This window comes from Actinomycetospora aeridis (genome assembly GCF_037400275.1).
Classification (GTDB): domain Bacteria; phylum Actinomycetota; class Actinomycetes; order Mycobacteriales; family Pseudonocardiaceae; genus Actinomycetospora; species Actinomycetospora aeridis.
The window spans coordinates 284,801-303,904 of the sequence record NZ_JBBEGL010000003.1 but is presented as its reverse complement, the minus strand read 5'-3'; the positions used below and the strand labels follow the sequence as shown (position 1 = coordinate 303,904).

Here is a 19,104-nt window from a genome sequence, read left to right as displayed (position 1 = left end):
CGGTAACCCGGAGCCCGTACCCCGAGGACTCCGCGTGGCCCGTCCGTCGCCGTTAGGGTCGGCGATCGTGCCGCCTCGTCCGTTCCAGCGCCTGGCGATCGTCAACCGTGGCGAGCCCGCGATGCGCTTGATCAACGCCGTCCGCGAGTGGAACGTCGAGCATTCCGGCGTCCTCCCCCCGATCCGCACCATCGCGGTGCACACGGCGGTCGACCGCCACGCGATGGCCGTCCGCGAGGCCGACGAGGCCGTCCTCATCGGCCCGGACGACCCGGACGACATGGGCCCCGTGCCCTACCTCGACCTCGCCGAGCTGGAGCGTGCGCTCGTCTCGCGCCAGGTGGACGCCGTCTGGCCCGGCTGGGGCTTCGTCTCCGAGCGCGCCGAGTTCGCGGCGCTGTGCGAGCGGCTGGGCGTCACGTTCGTCGGGCCGAGCTCGGAGACGATGCAGCGGCTCGGCGACAAGATCGAGTCGAAGCGGATCGCCGAGAGCGTCGGCGTCCCGATGGCGCCCTGGAGCGGCGGGCCCGTCCCCGACGTCGACGCCGCCCGCGAGGCCGCGGAGAAGATCGGCTTCCCGCTCATGGTCAAGGCGACCGCGGGCGGCGGCGGCCGCGGCATCCGCTACGTCGCCCGGGCCGAGGACCTCGACGACTCCTTCACCCGCGCCTCGGCCGAGGGCGAGCGCACGGCGGGTGACGGCACGGTGTTCCTCGAGGGCGCGGTGCGCGGTGGTCGCCACGTCGAGGTCCAGGTGGTCGCCGACGCCGCGGGCGGCGTCGTGACGCTCGGCGTGCGCGACTGCAGCGTGCAGCGCCGCAACCAGAAGGTCATCGAGGAGTCGGCCTCCACGGCCCTCGACGCCGAGCAGGACCGCCTGCTGCGCCAGAGCGCCGCCGACCTCGCCCGCGCCGCCGGGTACGTCAACGCCGGCACGGTGGAGTTCCTCTACGACCCGGCGAACGAGGTCCTCTCGTTCATGGAGGTCAACACCCGCCTCCAGGTCGAGCACCCCGTCACCGAGGCCGTCACCGGCGTCGACGTCGTCAAGCTGCAGCTGCACGTGGCGATGGGCGGGTCGCTGGGCGACGTGCTGGGGGACACGATCATGCAAGACCCCATCCGTCCGCCGGCCTCCGGCCACGCCATCGAGGCCCGGCTCACCGCCGAGGACCCCGAGCGCGGCTTCGCCCCCGCCCCCGGCGCGATCCGCCACCTCGTGCTGCCCGCCGGTCCGGGCATCCGCGTCGACACCGGCGTGGCGACGGGCGACGTCATCCCGCCCCAGTACGACTCGATGATCGCCAAGGTGATCGCCTGGGGCCGCACCCGCGAGGAGGCCCGGGCCCGGCTGTCGCGCGCGATCCGCCAGACCGCCGTCGTCGTCGAGGGCGGCACCACCAACAAGGCCTTCCTGCTCGACCTGCTCTCGCGCCCCGAGGTCACCGAGGGCACCGCGGACACCTCCTGGCTCGACGGGATGATGGCCGCGGGCTACACCCCGCCCCGCCGCGTCGACATCGCGCTGCTCGCGGCCGCGGTCGAGGCCCACGAGGCCCACGAGTTCCGCCAGCAGGGCCGCCTGTTCCTCTCCGCCGAGCGCGGACGGCCCGAGGTCGGCCACGAGGTCTGGCACCAGGTCGACGTCCGCGTCGTCGGCGAGTCCTACCGCCTGCGCGTGGCGCGGACCCGGCCGTCGCACTACCGGGTCGTGCTCGTGGGCGACGGTGACGGGTCCGGCGTGGACGTCGTCGTGGAGCGCTCGGGGCGCTTCGAGCGCCGCCTGACCGTGGGCGGGCGCACCTTCGGCGTGCTCTCGGTGGCCCAGGGCCCGGACTACCTCGTCGAGGTCGACGGCGCCGTCCACCGCATCGCGGGCGGCGAGGCCGGGCTCGTGCGCGCACCCGCACCGGCCATGGTCGTGTCGATCCCCGTCTCCCCCGGCGACACCGTGGCCGAGGGCGACGCGGTCGCGGTCGTCGAGTCGATGAAGCTCGAGACCGCGCTGCGGGCACCGGTGTCCGGCCGGGTGGCCGAGGTGCTGGTCGACGCGAACACCCAGGTCGAGGGCGGGTCACGGCTGATCCGGCTCGAGCCTGCCGAGGACGACGCCGAGGAGTCCGGCGGCGACGAGCGGGTGAGCCTGGCGGCCCTCGTCACGCCACTGCCCGAGGACGAGCAGGCCGACGCCCGCACCCGGGCGAGGGACGCGCTGGCGGCCCTGCGGGCGCTCGTGCTCGGCTACGACGTCGACGAGCGCGAGGCGCGCCCGCTGCTCGACGCGCTCGACCGCGCCCGCGAGGAGCTGCCCGCCGACGACCCCGACCTGCTGCGCGACGAGATCGGCATCCTGCGGATCGTCGCGGACCTGTCCGCACTCTCGCGCAACCGCCGCCTCGAGGGCGGGCCGGGCGAGCTCGACGACACTGCGGTCGACGAGGAGTCGACGCGCAACCCGCAGGAGTACCTGTACGCCTACCTGCGCTCCCGCGACGCCGACGCCGAGGTGCTGCCGGAGTCGTTCCGGCTCAAGCTGCGCCGGGCGCTCGCCCACTACGGCGTCCCGGACCTCACCGCGGCGCCCGAGCTGCTCGGCCCCGCGCTCTACCGGATGTTCCTGGCCCACCGCCGCGCCGGCGCCCACCAGCCCGTGGTCGCGGCGCTGCTGCGGGCGCGCCTGCGCCGCCCGGAGTCGGTCACCGCCGATGCCGAGGGCTACCGCACCGTGCTCGACCACCTCGTGGCGGCGACGCAGGTGCGGCACCCGCAGATCGGCGACCTGGCCCGCCAGGTGCGGTTCCGCTGCTTCGACGCGCCACTCATCGAGGCCGAGCGCGAGCAGACCCAGGAGCGGGTGCGCGCCGAGCTCGACGCCCTCGCCGACGACACCGCGACGCGGTCGCGGCAGATCGACGAGATCGTGGCCTCCGGCGAGCCGATCCTCGGCCTGTTCTCCGAGCGCCACCACGCCGTGATGCTCGAGGTGATGACCCGGCGGTACTACGGGCTCATCCGCGACGTCGGCGACGTGCGCGTCGAGGAGCACGACGGCCGCCCGCTGCTGACGGCGCGCTACACCCACGACGGGCACTCCTACGTCGTCGTCGCCACGGTCGCGACGGTCGACCAGCCCGACGGGGCCAACGCCCCGTCGACGGTGTCGACCGACCTGCACCGGCTGGTCGAGGCGCTCCCGACGGGCGAGACCGTGCTCATCGACCTCTACGTCACCTCCCCGCGCGGGCCCGAGGCACCCGACGGCCCGGACGAGCGCGCGGCGCGCATCCGCGACTCGATCGGCACGGTTCCCGACGCCGTCGGCCGGGTGACCGTGGGCATCCGCGGCACGGTCCACGACGGCGACCAGGGCGGCGCGGCGACGAGCTGGTTCACCTTCCGCCCCGAGGACCACCGGCCCGTCGAGGACCGCACCCTCCGCGGCCTGCACCCCATGGTCGCCGAGCGGCTCGGCCTATGGCGGCTGCGCGACTTCGAGCTCACCCGCCTGCCGTCGGCCACCGACGTGCACCTGTTCCACGCCCAGGGCCGCCACGTGCCCGAGGACCGCAGGCTCATCGTCACCGGCGACGTCCGCGACCTCACGGTGCTGCGCGGCGACGACGGGGCGGTGCGCGCGCTGCCGCAGGTGGAGGCCGTGCTCGACGCGGCGCTCGACAGCCTGCGCTCGGCCCGCGCCGCCGACGCCGACCTCGCGGCGCTGCGCTGGAACCGGGTGCTGCTCTACGTCTGGCCGCTCGTCGAGGTCCCGCTCGCCGAGCTGGACGGGATCGTGCGCACGCTCGCCCCGCGGACCGAGTCGCTGGGGATCGAGCAGGTCATGGTGCGGTTCCGGACGCCCGACGGCGAGTTCCTGCTGCGCATGTCCCGCCCGCCCGGCGCCGGCCTGACGCTGCGCGTGACCGCGCCGCCGAGCCACCCCATGGGCGAGCTGGACGCCTACACGCAGAAGGTCATCAAGGCCGCCCGCCGCGGGGCGCTCTACCCCTACGAGCTCGTCCCGCTGATGACCCGCAGCCCCGACCCGGGCGGCGACCCGGGCACGTTCACGGAGTACGACCTCGACCCCGGGACCCAGCAGCCGGTGCCGGTCGAGCGGCCCTACGGGGCCAACACCGCCAACTTCGTGCTCGGCATGGTGACCACACCGACCGTGCGCCAGCCCGAGGGCCTCACGCGCGTGGTGCTGCTCGGCGACCCGACCCGCGCGCTCGGGGCGATCGCCGAGCCCGAGTGCCGCCGCGTGCTCGCCGCCATCGACCTCGCGCGCGAGCACGGCGTGCCGATCGAGTGGTACGCGGTGTCGGCGGGCGCGAAGATCGCGATGGACTCCGGCACCGAGAACATGGACTGGATCTCGCGGGTGCTGCGGGCGATCATCGACTTCACCCAGGACGGCGGCGAGATCAACGTCGTCGTCACCGGCATCAACGTCGGCGCCCAGCCCTACTGGAACGCCGAGGCGACGATGCTCATGCACACCCGCGGCGTGCTCGTCATGACCCCGGACTCCGCGATGGTGCTCACCGGCAAGCAGTCACTGGACTACTCCGGCGGCGTCTCGGCCGAGGACAACTACGGCATCGGCGGCTACGACCGGATCATGGGCCCGAACGGCGAGGCCCAGTACTGGGCGCCGGACCTCTCGGGCGCGGTCGACGTGCTGCTCGCGCACTACCGGCACACCTACGTCGTGCCGGGCGAGCGCTTCCCCCGCCGCGCCCCGTCGACCGATCCGGTGGAGCGCGACGTGCGCACCGCGCCCCACCACGGCGACGGGTTCTCGGTGCTCGGCGAGATTTTCGATCCGGCGTCGAACGCCGAGCGCAAGAAGCCGTTCGACATCCGCTCGCTGATGAGCGGCGTCGCCGACGCCGACCACCCGACCCTCGAGCGCTGGGCGGACATGCAGGCCGCCGAGTCGGTCGTGGTGCTCGACGCCCACCTCGGCGGGCAGCCCGTGGAGCTCATCGGCATCGAGTCGAAGCCGCTGCCCCGCCACGGCCCGCCGCCGGTCGACGGGCCGTCGCAGTGGACCGCGGGGACGCTCTTCCCGCGCTCGTCGAAGAAGACCGCCCGGGCGATCAACGCCGCCAGCGGCAACCGGCCGGTGGTCGTGCTCGCCAACCTCTCGGGCTTCGACGGCTCGCCCGAGTCGCTGCGCGGGCTGCAGCTCGAGTACGGCGCGGAGATCGGCCGGGCCGTCGTCAACTTCGACGGGCCGATCGTCTTCTGCGTCGTCTCGCGCTACCACGGCGGCGCCTTCGTCGTGTTCTCCGGGACGCTCAACGACGAGATGGAGGTCGCCGCCGTCGAGGGCTCCTACGCCTCGGTGATCGGCGGGGCGCCGGCGGCCGCGGTGGTGTTCTCCGGCGAGGTCGCCAAGCGCACCGGCGCCGACCCGCGTGTCGCCGACCTCGAGAGCCGCATCAGCGACCGTCTCGAGCGCGGCGAGGACGTCGCGGAGCTGCGGGGCGAGCTGGCGAGCGTGCGCCCGGTCGTGCGCTCGGAGAAGCTCGGCGAGGTGGCCGACGAGTTCGACACGTTGCACTCGGTGGCCCGCGCCCAGGAGATGGGCTCGGTGCACGCGATCGTCGACCCGGCGCGCCTGCGGCCCTACCTCGTCGAGGCCGTGGCGCGCGGGATGGAGAAGACGCTGGCGCGGGGCTCGTCCTCGTCGTCGGGGTCCCCGGGCTCGTCCTGACGCTCGTCCTCCCCGTCCCCGGCGCGCGGGGCGGGGAGGGCGAGATCGAGCTGGTCGTCCCCGGCGTGCTGCGGCCGCCGGTAGTGGGACATCACCCACCCCGACTCGCGCGCGTGGCCGTGGACGAACGACATGCCTCCAGGAAAGCAGGGGGGTCCGACAGCCACTACCTCACGGTGAAGCCCACGCCCCGGCCGTCGGCGGCGCCGCGGGCGCAGTCGAGCACGCGCCCGAGGTCGTCGGCCCCGGCGCGGGTGCCGGCCTCGACCGTCACCGAGAGCGTGGTGGGGTCGGCGATGACGGCGTGCAGCCGGCAGCTCAGGGTCGCGGCGTCCACGGTGTCGGGGACTCCGACGACGACCTCCTCGGTGGGGAGCGTCGTCGCCGTCGCGGCGGAGATGAGGGTGGTCACGGGTCCTCCTCGGGCGCTCGGGGGCGCCGGTTGGGGAACGGGTGACAGCACCGTCGACCCGGACGTCTGACCTTCCTACCCCGAACGGGGCATGTCCACGCCTGGCGGGTCCCGAGATCGTCCCGTGTCCGAGCCGAGCACTCCTCGTCTCCAGTCAGGGTTGACCGTTACCGTCGGCGGCGGGAGAGTGCGGCGCCTGCGGCGATCGAGGACGGGAGTGCGGCGTGCCGGTGGAGGAGTACACCGAGATCGACTACTCGGTGGCCGACGGGATCGCGACGATCGTGCTCGACCGGGAGGCGCGGATGAACGCGTTCACCGGCCGGATGTGCGACGAGCTGGTCGCGGCCTGCGACGCGATCGACGCGGACGACGCCGTGCGCGTGCTCGTGATCACCGGGCGGGGCCGGGCGTTCTGCGCCGGCGCCGACCTGGGCGAGGGCGGCAGCACGTTCGACGACCGGGGCCGGGACCCGTCGCAGACCAAGGCCGAGCGCTACGGCGAGGTGAACGGCGTCGGGCGGGACCGGGGCGGCGTGGTGTCGCTGCGCCTCGCCGCGCTGCGCGTGCCCGTCATCGCGGCGATCAACGGTCCCGCCGTGGGCGTCGGGGCGACGATGACCCTGCCGATGGACGTGCGCCTGGCGGGGGCGTCGGCGCGCTTCGGGTTCGTGTTCGCGCGGCGGGGCATCGTCCCGGAGGCGGCGTCGAGCTGGTTCCTGCCGCGGGTCGTGGGCATCTCGCGCGCGATGGAGTGGGCGATGACCGGCCGCGTCTTCGGCGCCCGCGAGGCGCTCGAGGGCGGGCTCGTCTCGCGGGTCGTCCCCGACGAGGACCTGCTCGACGCGGCCTACGCGCTGGCGCGCGAGGTCGCCGAGAACACGTCGTCGGTGTCGGTGGCCGTCACCCGGCAGATGATGTGGTCGATGCTCTCGGCCGCCTCGCCGTGGGAGGCGCACGCGCTGGACTCGCGGGCGATCGTGGAGCTCGGGCGCGACGCCGACGCCGCCGAGGGCGTCACCGCGTTCCTCGAGAAGCGCGCCCCGGCGTTCCCGCTGCGGCGCACGCGCGACCACACCGACCTGGTGCCGGAGTGGCCGGCGCGGCCGTGATCGTCAGGCGGGCAGCGGCTCGGGCAGCTGCACGGACGCGATGAGGCGGTCGAGCGCCGCGACGTCGCCGGTGAGGGTGAGCAGGCCGTCGGCCTCGGCGTCGGCCACCGACAGGCCCTGGTAGACGACACCCGCGAGCGTGGTCGGCGAGCACCGGACGGTGACGTCGGCGTCGCGCCGCTCGCCGCGCTCGATGTCGAGCTCGCCGTGCGCGAGGCGCACCCGGAACGGCTGGTCGTCGAGGACGAGCTGCAGCGTCACGTCCGCGTCGGCCGCGAGCTCGGACAGGAACATCGTGCGCAGCGACAGGATGAACGAGTCGACCTTGATGCTGTCGGACTCGGGCAGCGACCGGGCGGCCCACCGGCCGAGCGCCTGGAGCACCGGCTCGAGCTCCTGGCCCCACTCGGTGAGCTCGTACACCGCGGACGCGGCGGGCGGGGGCAGGCGGCGCCGGCGCAGCACGCCCGCGTCCTCGAGCTCGCGCAGCCGCTGTGACAGCACGTTCGGGCTGGCGTGCGGCAGGCCCGTCCGCAGGTCGGTGAAGCGCTTCGGGCCGAGCACGAGCTCGCGCACCACGAGCAGCGCCCACCGCTCGCCCACGAGGTCGAGCGCGTGGGCCGCGCCGCAGCCGTCGAAGTAGTCCCGTCGTGCAGCCATAGCCGCACCCTACCACCGGATACGGCTACCGACCCGAGAAGTTGCTTTGTAGGACCATCACGATCCGTGCTCGGCGGTGACCACCCCGTGCTGCCAGGCCCACGCGATGAGCCGGGGCCGGTCGGGCTGGGCGAGCTTGTCGAGCACGCGCCCGAGGTGGGTCTTCACCGTCGTCTCCCCCAGGTGCAGGCGGGCCGCGACCTCGGCGTTGGACAGCCCGCGGGCCACCTCGGCGAGCACCTCGGTCTCACGGGCGGTGAGCGTCGCCAGCTCGCGGGGCGGCTCCGGGCGGGGCCGACCGCGCGCGACGGCCGCGACCACCCGCGGGACAACCGACGGGTCGAGCGCGCCCTGGCCGTCGGCGACGCGGCGGACGGCGTCGAGCATCTGCTCGGGCGGAGCGGTCTTAAGCAGGAAGCCGGCCACGCCCGCACGCAGGGCGGCCTCGAGCGTCTCGTCCTCGTCGAGGGTGGTCAGGACGAGCACGCGCGCCGGCGACCCGGCCTCGGCGAGCGCCCGGGCGGCGCCGATCCCGTCGAGGCCCGGCATGCGCACGTCCATGAGGACGACGTCGGCGCGGGCGTCGAGCGCGACGCGCACCGCGGCGCGGCCGTCGGGCGCCTCGCCCGCGACGAGGAGGTCCGGCTCGCCCTCGAGCAGCATGCGCAGCCCGGCGCGCACGAGCGTCTCGTCGTCGGCGAGCACGACGCGGATCGGGGTGTCGGTCACGCCGGGACCACCGCGATCACCGCGAGCGGGAAGACGGCCTCGACCCGGTAGCCGCCGCCGTCGCGGGGCCCGGCGTGCAGGGTGCCGCCGAACAGGGCCGCGCGCTCGCGCATGTGCAGCAGGCCGTGGCCGCCGTGGACGTCGTCGGACGACGCGGCGGTCGGGCCGGAGCCGCGGTCGAGCACGGCGAGGGCGAGCGACTCGCGGCGGTGGGTGAGCACGACCTCGGCCTCGGCGGTGCCGGCGTGGCGCAGGACGTTGGTGAGGGCCTCGGCGACGATCCGGTAGGCGGAGGTGTCCATCGCCGGCGTCAGCGTGGCCGGCTCGCCCTCGTGGCGGACGGTGACGGCGAGCCCGACCCGGTCGAGCTCGGCGACCAGGGCGTCGAGCCGGGCGAGCGACGGTGCCGGGTCCCGGTCCCCGGCGTCGGCCTCCTCGCGCAGGGCGCCGACGACACGGCGCAGCTCGTCGACCGAGCGCCGGCCCAGCTCCTCGACCGAGCGCAGCACCTCCCCCTCCGGGGTCTCCTGCAGGCGGCGGCGCAGCACGCCGACCTGCAGGGTCATGACGCTGACGGTGTGCGCGACGGCGTCGTGCAGCTCGCGGGAGATGCGGGCGCGCTCCTCGACCACCGCGAGACGCCCGGAGCGCTCGCGCTCGGCGGCGAGCGCGGCGGCGAGCTCGCGCAGCTCGGCGCCCCGTCGCCGTTCCCGACGCAGCAGCCAGCCCAGCGACCAGGCGCCACCCATCGTCGCGGCGAAGAAGACGAACTCGAACAGGGACTCGCCGTCGACGACGATCGACGCGGCGGCGCTCAGTGCGGCGAGCGCGGCTCCCAGGGCGCTCCAGCGCGGACGCAGCCGCAGGCCCCCGTAGGCGATCAGCACCATCATGGTGATCAGCGCGGTGCCGCCGATGCCCGGCGAGTCGGGGACCAGGAACACCTGGAACGGAAAGCTGACCGCCGCGGCCACCACCCCGACCGCGGGGACGAACGGCGCCGCAGCGGCGCCGGCGATGAGCACCGCCATCGGGAGCAGGACCGCCCCGAGCGAGGTCTGCCGGTACGTCAGCGCCTCCACGACGCACGCCGCCGTCACCAGCGCCGCCCCGCCCACCGACATCGCGAGGCGGGTGGCGAACGGGCTCATCGCGCGGACGATAGGTGGCCCCGCCGCCGGGCGGGTCCTCCCACGGGATGACCCGGGGTGGACTCGCGCAGGATCATCACGGACCGCAGACACGATCCGTGATCGTAGGCGGCTTCCTAGGCTTCTCGTATCGCTCGATGAGAGCAACGAGACCACGAGGAGCCACCATGAGCACCGTCAGCGACCGCACCGACGTCATCGCCACCGCCGGCACGCACCGCACCGCCGACACGGCGCCCGGCTCGCCCGCGTTCGTCCGCATCGCCGCCGGCCTCGCCCTGATCGCGTTCCCGCTGCTCTTCACCGCGGGGATCGCGACATCACCGCCGCAGGCCTCGGACGCGGCGAGGGACTACGTCGCGAGCCTGGGCGCGGACCCCTGGCTCACGGCCCTCTCGGCGGGGCTCCTGCACTACTCGTGGGTGGCCTTCGCGCTCGGCGTCCTCGCGGTCATCGGCCTGGTGCGGGGCCCGAAGGGCAGGGTGGTCGTGCCGGTCGCCGCGATCCTCACGTCGTTCTCCGCGATCCAGCTCTCCGGGCTCCTGATGTCGGACTGGTTCACCGGCGCGGCGGCCCGGAGCATGCCGCTCGACGCGGCGACGGCGCTGACCGAGGGCGTGTGGGGCGACCCGTGGATCTCGACCTGGCAGCTCACCGGGCGGTTCGTCGGCTTCGTCGGCATTCCCCTCGTCATCGCGGCCCTCGCCCGCGCCGGCGTCGTCAGCTGGTGGCTGCTGCCCGCCTCGGTCATCGGCTTCGCCGGGTTCTTCGTGCCCCTGCCCGGCGGCCTCGGCATCCTCCTCGGCATGTTCGTCTCGACCGCGCCGATGATCGTCGTCGGCGTCCGCCTGCTCCAGCGCGCCTCGGCCCGCGTGCGTCGCGAGGAGCTCGCCGCCGCCTGACCCGCCCCGTCGCCGCACCCCGTAAACGAACGAACGCGCCGGTGATCATCTGACTGATCAACGCGGACTTCGCGCGCCTAGAAGCAGCGAACAGCACGTTCGCTGCAACAGGGGTCGGCTCAGGTGCCGGGGGCGATGAAGAACTCGAGGGCGATGCCGTCGGGGTCGCGGAACGACAGGCCCGAGCCGTAGTGCGCCTTCTTGATGCCGCCGTGGCTGATGCCGAGCTCGTCGAGCCGGTCGCGCCACTGCTCGAGCTCGGCGGTGCCGTTCAGCGCGAAGCCGACGTGGTCGAGGCCCGTGCGGTGCTCGTCGAACCGGTCCTTCGACTCGCGGCCCTGGTGGGTGTGCAGGCCGAAGAGCAGGCCCCCGTCGAGGGCGTACACCGTGTGGTGGAACTCGCCGCCCTCCTCGTCCTCGTCGAGCACCGGGTCGGCGCCGAACAGGCGGCTGTACCACTCGGTGCTGCGCTGGAGGTCGGACACGGTGATCGCGACGTGCTGCAGGCCGGGGAAGGCCATGGGATCGGGCTCCTTTGCCTCGAAGAGCGGACGGTCAGTCGTGGTGCTGCCAGATCGGGGCCCGCTTCGCGAGGAAGGCCGACATGCCCTCCTGGGCGTCGCGGGTCATGGCGTTGGTCGCCATCGTCTCGCGCATCGCCTCGTAGGCGGCGTCCTCGGGCAGGTCGACCTGCCGGTAGAACGCCTCCTTGCCGATGCTCAGGGTGACGGCGCTGGCGTCGGCGACCTTGGCCGCCAGGGTCCGCGCCGCGGCGTCGAGCTCGCCGGCCGCGACGACCTGGTTGACCAGGCCCCAGTCGGCGGCCGTGGCGGCGTCGATCGTCTCGCCGGTGAGCAGCAGCTGCATCGCGCGCTTGCGCCCGATCGCGCGGGTCACCGCCACCATGGGGGTGGAGCAGAACAACCCGATCTTCACCCCCGGCGTGCCGAACACCGCGCCCTCCGCGGCGATCGCCAGGTCGCAGGCGGCGACGAGCTGGCAGCCGGCGGCGACCGCGACGCCCTGCACGGCCGCGATCACCGGCTGGGGCACGGCGTGCAGCGCGGTCATGAGGTCGGTGCAGACCGCGAAGACCTCGCGCTCCTCCTCGAGCGTCCGGTCGACCATCTCGGAGAGGTCGTGCCCGGCGGAGAAGGCGGGCCCTTCGGCGCGCAGCACGATCGCCCGCACGCCGTCACGGCCCGCGACGTCCCGCAGCGCCGCGGTCAGCTCGGTCATCGTCGCGACGGACAGCGCGTTGCGGCGCTTCGGGTTGTCCAGCGTCAGCACCGCGGTGGGTCCGTCGACCTCGACGCGCACGGCCTGCGAGACGGTGGGTTCGGCGGCGGTCGCGCTCATGCGTCCACGTCTATCAGTCGCGCGCGACCAGGACCAGATCGGGACGGCCCGCGCGCCCCCCCTCCGGCCGGAGGGGTCGGGGGTCAGGCCCCCTGCATCCAGATCGCGCGGCGCTCCTCGTGGGTCCGTGCGTGGTCGGCGGCCGCGAGGCGGCGGCGCTGGTCGTCGTCGGCGGCGCCCTGCGCGAGCGCCCGCTCGGCCTCGGCCATCGCGGCGTCCGCGTCGGCCTCCTCCGGCGAGGACGGGCGGGGCTGACGGTGCGCGTCCTCCGGGGCCTCGGCGGCGTCGCCGTGGTCCTCGGGGTCGTCGGGGCGGCGCTCTTGCTTGTAGGGGTTGTCGGGCGGGAGCTTCGCCGACGCGCGGCCGTAGGCGCCGGTGAACAGCAGCACCATCCCCGCGCCGATCGAGAAGAAGACGTTCGGCAGGCGGAAGGCCAGCAGGTTGTAGGGCGTGCCGATCACCGCGAGGTTCGCGAAGGCCGAGACCAGGAACAGCGTCCCGATCACCATCATCACCGTCGAGGAGAGGCGCCCGCCCCGGATCGCGGCGACGATCAGCACGACGGCCGTCACCAGCGAGACCGTCGACAGCGCTCCGTTGGTCGACAGGCCCAGCACCGGCGCGCCCTCGGTGTCGAAGAACGACAGCCCGCCGACGATCCCGAGGACGCCGAACGCGGCGATGACGAGTGCGACCACGACGGCGCCGATGCGGTGCACCCCGACGACGCGGTCACCGGTGCTCATCGCCGGTCACCCTGCTCGGCCTCGCGGCGGGCCTCGGCGCCCGTCTCGCCCGCGTAGCCCGGGTCCTGCCCGGCGGCGCGGCCGACGAACACGTCGGTCTCGCCGGTGCCGGTGACCGACCCCTGGTCGCCCTCGTTCTCCGGGTGCGCGCCGCCGGTGACCCGGGATGCGGCGGTGCGCGGGTCGTGGCCGGCGTCCGACTCGGTGGGCTGCGTCGCGTGGGACGGGCCGACCGGGCCGCTCTCGCCGGTCAGGCGGGCGCGCCAGCGGGCGAGGGTGTCGGCGAGGGACATGACTGATGCTCCCGGAACGGTCGACGGTGTCCCAGGAGCATCGGCCGCTCGGGAGCAACCGAAACGTCGACCCGCGGCGCTACCAGCGGCGCGCCGCGCGCTCCCCCGCGTCGAGGTACGACGGGTCGAGCCACGGCGGCACCTCGAGGGGCACCCCGACCTCGACGGACTCGCCGCGGAACGTCACCACGGCCCGCCGGCCGTCGTGGACGATCTCGACGTGCTCGAGGTTGCGCGGCTCGCCCGGGTCGTGGCCGAGCGCGGCCGCGGCGAAACCCCGCAGGAGCGCCGAGTGGGTGGAGACGAGGGCGACGGCCCGCTCGTCCCCGCCGGCCCTGAGGGCACGCACGCCCGCCCAGGCGCGGTAGGCGATCACCTGCGGTGGTTCGAAGTGCAGGCTCACGAGGTCCATCCAGCGGTCGATCGGGCCGCCGAGGCGCGAGCCGGCACCGTAGTCGGTGTCGAAGCGGTCGTAGGCGGTGATCCAGTCAGGACGCCCGCCGCCGTTCTCCTCGAACCGCAGCCGGTGCGCGGCGACGCCCGACGACTCGCGGGCGGCGCCGTCGTGGAGGAACTGCAGGCTGTCGAAGCGCGCGTCGGTGACGAGCTCGCCGAGCGCGAGGTCCGGCCGCCGGGACGCGAGCACCTCGCGCAGCCCGCGCGCCGTCGCCGTCGCCCGGGCCGTCGGCGCGTGGGGGAAGGCCACCGCGGCCGACTCCGGCAGGTCCGCCGCGAGCTCCTCGGCCTTGGCGCGGACCTGGTCCTCGCCGTGCTCGGTGAGCCCGACGTCGTCGAAGTAGCCGTGGGTCTCGCCGTGACGGATCAGCAGCACCCGGGTCATGACCACCACCCTGGCGTGATCACCGGGCCGGTCGCGCGGCGGGTTCCGCGCTCGCGAACGCCTCGAGCTCGACGTCGGCGGGCGTGCGGGCCCCGGCCAGGGCGAGCGTGAGGTCCAGCTCGGCGAGGACGTCACGCACGACCTGCGCCACGCCCGCCGTGCCGGCCAGCGCGAGCCCGTAGACCCACGGACGCCCGAGGCACACGGCCGTCGCGCCGAGCGCCAGCGCGCGGGCGGCGTCGGCGCCGCTGCGGATCCCGGAGTCGAGCAGCACCGGCGCGCGCCCGGCGACCGCCTCCACCACGCCGGGCAGGGCGTCCAGCGTCGGCACCGACCCGTCGATCTGGCGTCCCCCGTGGTTGCTGACCAGGACCCCGTCGACGCCGTGGTCGAGCGCGCGGCGGGCGTCGTCGGGGTGCAGGACGCCCTTGAGCACCACCGGCAGTCGCGTGCGCGAGCGCAGCGTGGCGATGTCGTCCCAGGAGAGCGTGGGGCGCGAGTAGACGCGCAGGAACGTCTCGACGGCCGCGCGGGGCAGCGGCGAGCGCAGGTTGTCGAGGAACCGGCCGGGATGGTGGCGGCTGATCTCGAGCAGCGTGCGGACGGCCGCCGGCGTGGGTCGCGGGCTCGAGCGGCGCGGGCCGTCGGCGGTCTCCTGCGCCAGCCGCGCGAAGACGGGGTCCGACGTGTACTGCGCGATGCCGAGCCCGCGCGCGAAGGGCAGGTGCCCGAGGTCGAGGTCACGGGGGCGCCAGCCGAGCGTCGTCGTGTCGAGCGTGACGACGACCGCGCCCGCCCCGGAGGCCTCGGCGCGCGCCAGGAAGCTGTCGACGAGGTCGTCGGAGGTCGACCAGTACAGCTGTGACCACCAGCCGGCCGTGGCCCGGGGCGCGATCTCCTCCATCGGGAAGCCCGCCTGGTTCGACACGATCATCGACACGCCCGCGTGCGCGGCGCCCTCGGCCACCGCGAGGTCGGCGCGGCGGTGCACGAGGTCGGACGCCCCGATCGGCGCGAGCAGCAGGGGGTGCTCGTGACGGCGCCCGAACAGCTCCACCGCGGTGTCCCGCTCCCCCACCCCGCGCAGCATCCGGGGCACGACGCGCCACCGCTCGAACGCCGCGCGGTTGGCGCGGACGGTCTCCTCGCTCCCGGCGCCGCCGGCGACGTAGGCGTGGGCGCGCCGCGACATCGCCCACCGCGCCCGCCGCTCGAGCGCCGGGAACGCCGTCGGCACCGCCGGGCGCCGCCCGGTGATCCCCGCCCGGTACACCTCGTCCTGCCGCACCCGCCCGCTCTGGCTCACGCCGTCATCCTCACGCACCCATCCTCGCGCGGCCGTGGTGTTCCGGCCTGGGGGCCACGCTTGCGTCGGACGTCAGGGAATCCGCATCCTCGCGCGGCGGATCGAGATCAGGAGGCCATCGTGGGCAGAGGGACGACGTCGGCCGAGCTGGAGGCCACGGTGCGGGGCTACATGGACGCCTGCACCGCCGGGGATGCCGACGCCGTCGCGGCCCACCTCGCGGCGGGCGCCCGGCACTTCTTCCCGCCCGACATGTACGACGGGCCCTGGGTCGGCGCGCGCGTGATCGGGCAGCGCTGGGCCACCGCGGTGCGCGAGCGCGGGTCGTCGTGGACCGTCGATGCGATCGTGGTCGACGAGCCGCGCCGCCAGGCCGTGTGCGAGTGGACCCACCACAAGGGCTCGCTCGGCGTCATCCTGCGCGGGGCCGAGTGGTACGAGTTCGACGACGAGGGCCGCATCACCGAAATCCGCGCCTACTACGCGTCGCCCCAGGCCCCGGACATGACGCGCCTGGAGCTCGGCGGCTTCGAGTACGCGGAGCGCGGCTACCCGCACGCCTGATCAGGCGCGCGGGGCTCGGCGCCGCTCGGGCACGACACCGAGCGAGCGGGCGACCGCGGCGGCCTCGCGGCGGGTCCGCACCCCGAGCTTCGCGAGGATCGCCGAGACGTGGTGGTCGGCGGTCTTCTCGGAGATCACGAGGCGGGCGGCGATCTCGGCGTTGGTAAGGTTCTCGGCGAGCAGGCGCACCACCTCGACCTGGCGGTCGGACAGGCCGGCCGGATTGGCGCGGGTGGCCGCGTAGGGGCCGCGCGGGATGTGGGTCACGCCCAGCGCGCGCAGCCGCTGCCGGGCCATCCGGGCGGCCGGCTTCGCGCCGAGCCCGTCGAGGATCCGCAGGGCCTGCAGGGTCGGGTCGGCCTCGCCGGCGTCGAGCAGCTCGAGGGCCTGGTGGTACGGCGCGCCGTCGGCCTCCCAGGCGGCCGCCGCGGTCCGCCAGTCGCCGCGGATGCCGGCGGCGTGGACGGGACGGGCCCCCGCCGGCACCGCGACCGTGCGTCCGAGTCGCCGCTGCCAGCGGGCCAGCTCGCCGCGGTCGAGCTCGCGGCCGGGGCGGGCGGTCAGGGCGCCGAGCCGGGCGACCGCGTCGTCGGCCTCGGACGGCCGCCCGGCGAGCCACGCCGACTCGATCTCGAGCAGCCCGGCCGCCCACCAGATGTCGTAGCAGTCGGCGCGTGCGGCGAGGTCGCGCGTCCACGCCAGGTACGCCGGTGCCTCGTCATCGCCGCGGCGCGCGAGCAGGCGGGCCAGCGGCGGGAGCGCGTAACGCAGGGAACCGCGCTCCGGCTCACCCCGGGCGCCGGCGATCTCGCGCAGGCCCGCGATCGCGCCCTCCCAGTCCCCGTGCACCGCCCGCAGGCGGTGCCCGACCGCCTGCCACGAGGTGGCGAGGAACCAGGTCTCGAGCTCCTCGGCGTAGGCGATCGCCTCGTCGAGGTGGCGCCGGCACTCGTCGTAGCGCGCGAGGGCGAACAGGTCGAGCACGAGCAGCCCGTGGGCGATGAGGGTGTAGGTGTGCGCGCCGGCCGCCCGGGTGGCGGCGAGGCCCCGGCGCATGAGCTCGAGGCCGGCGTCGTGCTCACCCTCCATCAACCGCGCCCGGCCGAGGCAGGTCATGCTCATCCCGAGGTGCTCGGGCGCGCCGGTGCGCTCGGCGGAGGCCGCGGCGGCCTCGGCCGCGGCGAGGACGTCCTCGTCGCCGGCCATGGTCAGCAGCACCGAGCGCCACAGCAGCGCGTAGGTCCGGGTGGGCGTCTCCGGCACCGACTCGAGCAGCGCGACCGCCCGCGCCAGGCTCGCCTTCGCGTCGGCGGTCCGCGCCAGCGACCACTGCGCGGGCCCGAGCACGATCAGGGCCTCGCCCAGCCCGACGACGTCGCCGAGCTCCTCGAGGATCCGCACCGCCGCCAGTCCGTGCTCGAGCGCCTCGGTCGGCTCGTCCATCGCCCAGAGCGCGTCCGCCAGCTGGTGGTGGGCCGCCGCGACCTCGGCGGCGGGCACGAGGTGCTCGCGCGCGAGGAGCAGCCGGTGGCACCCGACGACCTGGCCATAGCTGCCGTCGCGCGCCGCCTGCGCCGCCGCCCGCGGGGCCAGCTCGACGACCCGCTCGTCGTCGGCGGCCTCGACGGCGTGGTGCAGCACGCGGGGCAGGTCGACCCCGTCCCGCGCGAGGAGTGCCTCCAGGACCACGGCGTGCGACCGCATCCGCTCGCTCGCGGGCAGCGCGTCCTCCACCGCCCGGCGCGCCAGCTCGTGCCGGAACGCGACCGCGTCGGGGCGCACCTCCAGGACCCCGCGGCGCTCGGCCTCGGCGAGCACGGTGAGGTCGCCGACCAGCGCGCGGGCCAGCGGGAGCTCGACCTGCGAGGGCACGACGGCCAGCTGCTCGAGCGCGCTCCGGGTCGCCGGCGGGAGCCCGTGGACCCGGGCCCTCACGGCGTCGGTCACGGTGAGTGGCACGGTCTCGCCGCCGGCGGCCAGGACCTCGGTGACGTAGAACGGGTTGCCGCCGGTGAGCGCGAACACCTGGACCGACCGCGCGCCGGCGAGCGCCGCCACCGCCGCGTGCGAGAGCCGCGGCACGACCACGCGGCGCACCGACGTCCCGGCCAGCCCGCCGAGCAGCCGCTGCGCGGGGTGGTCACGACCGACCTCGTCGTCGCGGTAGGAGACCACCAGCACCGCCGGGGTCCGCTCGATCCGCCGAGACACGTAGCGCAGGACGTCGAGGGTCGCGTCGTCGGCCCAGTGGACGTCCTCGACGACGAGCACGGTCGGGCGGTCCCCGTCGGCGAGCTCGGCGAGCACCCCGACGAGCACGTCGTCGCGGCTGCCCTCGGTGAGGAGGCGGTCGAGGTGCGCGGAGTGCCCCGCGAAGGCGTCGCGGACCGCACCGAGCGTCCGGGGCGTGACGAGGTCGTCGCACGCCCCGGCGAGGACGCGGGTCCCCGCCGGGACGCGGTCGAGGAACGACCGGATCAGGCTCGTCTTGCCGATTCCCGCCTCGCCCGCGAGCAGCACCACGCCGCCGTGCCCGTCGGACGCGGACGCGAGCGCGGCGTCGAGGGCCTCGAGCTCGCCGGCACGCTCGAGCAGGGCGGTGCTCACCTCGACGATCGTCGCAGGTCACAGCACCTCCGCACTAGCCGAGCAGATCCGTGATCTGTCCGTACACGGCCGGCCACGTGGCGTGTGCGGGGTCGACGAGCGTGAAGTGGTCGCCGGGCACCTCGACGAGCACCGCGTCGTCGCCGGCGGCCCGCGCGGCGGCGACGTAGGCCCGGCTGATCGCGAACGGGACCCGGTCGTCGTCGGGTGCGTGCACCGACCGCAGGGGCACGCCCAAGGGCAGCAGGGCCGCGGGGTCGGCGAGGGCGTAGCGCTCGGGCGCCTCGTCGGGCCCGGCCCCGACGAAGTCCTGGACAGCGCCGTCGCCGATGCCCTCGCGGGCCGCGTCGGCGAGGGTCAGCACGCCGGCCAGCGCCACCACGCCGAGCACCGGGACCCGTGACGCCACCCAGGTCGCGAGGTGCCCGCCGGCCGAGTGCCCCACGAGCACGGCCCGCTCGCCGAACCGCCGCACGGCCGTCTCGACGTCCTCCAGCGTCGCCGGCCAGTCCCCCTGGCCCACGCGGCGGTACTCGACGTTGACGACCGCATGCCCGCGCGCGTGCAGGTCCGCCGCCACCGGGGCGATGTGGTCGAGCGCGACCCGCGCCCGCCAGAAGCCGCCGTGCAGCAGGACGACGGGCGGTCCGGCACCCGGGTAGACATCGACGAACTGCGAGGCATCCGCCCCGTAGGACAC

Annotated in this window: 16 protein-coding genes; 4 read left to right on the top strand and 12 right to left on the bottom strand. The window is 75.2% G+C overall.

Going from position 1 to position 19,104, the window contains the following annotated elements; genetic code table 11:
* The first annotated feature begins 67 nt into the window (after nucleotides 1-67).
* On the top strand, nucleotides 68-5,722 hold the full coding sequence (locus tag WCD41_RS11980) for an ATP-binding protein (RefSeq protein ID WP_337713656.1): 5,655 nt from the start codon (nucleotides 68-70) through the stop codon (nucleotides 5,720-5,722).
* Nucleotides 5,723-5,888: 166 nt separating this feature from the next.
* On the opposite strand, the gene WCD41_RS11975 is transcribed toward WCD41_RS11980, so the two are convergent.
* Nucleotides 5,889-6,134 carry a hypothetical protein gene (locus tag WCD41_RS11975; RefSeq protein WP_337713655.1) on the bottom strand — a complete coding sequence of 82 codons (246 nt, stop codon included), beginning with the start codon at nucleotides 6,132-6,134 and terminating at the stop codon, nucleotides 5,889-5,891.
* Nucleotides 6,135-6,364: 230 nt separating this feature from the next.
* Here WCD41_RS11975 and WCD41_RS11970 point away from each other — a divergent pair, with 230 nt between their 5' ends.
* A complete protein-coding gene (locus WCD41_RS11970; RefSeq protein ID WP_373695134.1) occupies nucleotides 6,365-7,246 on the top strand; it encodes an enoyl-CoA hydratase-related protein in 882 nt (293 codons plus the stop codon).
* A 3-nt stretch (nucleotides 7,247-7,249) separates the two neighbouring features.
* Here WCD41_RS11970 and WCD41_RS11965 read toward each other — a convergent pair whose 3' ends face one another.
* From WCD41_RS11965 to WCD41_RS11955, 3 genes are read right to left on the bottom strand one after another with little or no spacing between them, the layout of a single operon-like run.
* Entirely contained in the window at nucleotides 7,250-7,906 is a 657-nt protein-coding gene (locus WCD41_RS11965; RefSeq protein WP_337713653.1) for a winged helix-turn-helix transcriptional regulator, read from the bottom strand.
* Between the two features lie 57 nt (nucleotides 7,907-7,963).
* Nucleotides 7,964-8,635 carry a response regulator gene (locus WCD41_RS11960; protein WP_337713652.1) on the bottom strand — a complete coding sequence of 224 codons (672 nt, stop codon included), beginning with the start codon at nucleotides 8,633-8,635 and terminating at the stop codon, nucleotides 7,964-7,966.
* Nucleotides 8,632-9,786, bottom strand: coding sequence for a sensor histidine kinase (locus WCD41_RS11955; protein ID WP_337713651.1), 1,155 nt, complete (start codon nucleotides 9,784-9,786; stop codon nucleotides 8,632-8,634). The genes WCD41_RS11960 and WCD41_RS11955 overlap by 4 nt, the downstream gene beginning before the upstream one ends.
* 167 nt (nucleotides 9,787-9,953) lie before the next feature.
* Between WCD41_RS11955 and WCD41_RS11950 the strand changes: the two genes are divergently transcribed.
* A complete protein-coding gene (locus tag WCD41_RS11950; RefSeq protein WP_337713650.1) occupies nucleotides 9,954-10,688 on the top strand; it encodes a hypothetical protein in 735 nt (244 codons plus the stop codon).
* A 119-nt stretch (nucleotides 10,689-10,807) separates the two neighbouring features.
* Here WCD41_RS11950 and WCD41_RS11945 read toward each other — a convergent pair whose 3' ends face one another.
* The 6 genes from WCD41_RS11945 to WCD41_RS11920 all read right to left on the bottom strand — a co-directional run bounded on the left by WCD41_RS11945 (nucleotide 10,808) and on the right by WCD41_RS11920 (nucleotide 15,233).
* Entirely contained in the window at nucleotides 10,808-11,209 is a 402-nt protein-coding gene (locus WCD41_RS11945) for a VOC family protein (protein WP_337713649.1), read from the bottom strand.
* Between the two features lie 34 nt (nucleotides 11,210-11,243).
* Nucleotides 11,244-12,047, bottom strand: a complete 804-nt coding sequence (locus tag WCD41_RS11940) for an enoyl-CoA hydratase (RefSeq protein WP_337713648.1) — start codon at nucleotides 12,045-12,047, stop codon at nucleotides 11,244-11,246.
* An 83-nt stretch (nucleotides 12,048-12,130) separates the two neighbouring features.
* Nucleotides 12,131-12,793 (bottom strand): DUF4383 domain-containing protein, encoded by a 663-nt coding sequence (locus WCD41_RS11935; protein ID WP_337713647.1) that lies wholly within the window; start codon nucleotides 12,791-12,793, stop codon nucleotides 12,131-12,133.
* Nucleotides 12,790-13,086 (bottom strand): hypothetical protein, encoded by a 297-nt coding sequence (locus WCD41_RS11930; protein ID WP_337713646.1) that lies wholly within the window; start codon nucleotides 13,084-13,086, stop codon nucleotides 12,790-12,792. Before WCD41_RS11930 ends, WCD41_RS11935 begins: the two co-directional genes overlap by 4 nt.
* 79 nt (nucleotides 13,087-13,165) lie before the next feature.
* Nucleotides 13,166-13,927, bottom strand: coding sequence for a histidine phosphatase family protein (locus WCD41_RS11925; RefSeq protein ID WP_337713645.1), 762 nt, complete (start codon nucleotides 13,925-13,927; stop codon nucleotides 13,166-13,168).
* Nucleotides 13,928-13,946: 19 nt separating this feature from the next.
* A complete protein-coding gene (locus WCD41_RS11920; protein ID WP_337713644.1) occupies nucleotides 13,947-15,233 on the bottom strand; it encodes an alpha-hydroxy-acid oxidizing protein in 1,287 nt (428 codons plus the stop codon).
* A gap of 120 nt (nucleotides 15,234-15,353) precedes the next feature.
* Between WCD41_RS11920 and WCD41_RS11915 the strand changes: the two genes are divergently transcribed.
* Nucleotides 15,354-15,797, top strand: coding sequence for a nuclear transport factor 2 family protein (locus WCD41_RS11915; protein ID WP_337713643.1), 444 nt, complete (start codon nucleotides 15,354-15,356; stop codon nucleotides 15,795-15,797).
* On the opposite strand, the gene WCD41_RS11910 is transcribed toward WCD41_RS11915, so the two are convergent.
* Nucleotides 15,798-18,404 carry an ATP-binding protein gene (locus tag WCD41_RS11910; RefSeq protein ID WP_337713642.1) on the bottom strand — a complete coding sequence of 869 codons (2,607 nt, stop codon included), beginning with the start codon at nucleotides 18,402-18,404 and terminating at the stop codon, nucleotides 15,798-15,800.
* 34 nt (nucleotides 18,405-18,438) lie between these two features.
* Nucleotides 18,439-19,104 carry an alpha/beta hydrolase gene (locus WCD41_RS11905; protein WP_337713641.1) on the bottom strand — a complete coding sequence of 222 codons (666 nt, stop codon included), beginning with the start codon at nucleotides 19,102-19,104 and terminating at the stop codon, nucleotides 18,439-18,441.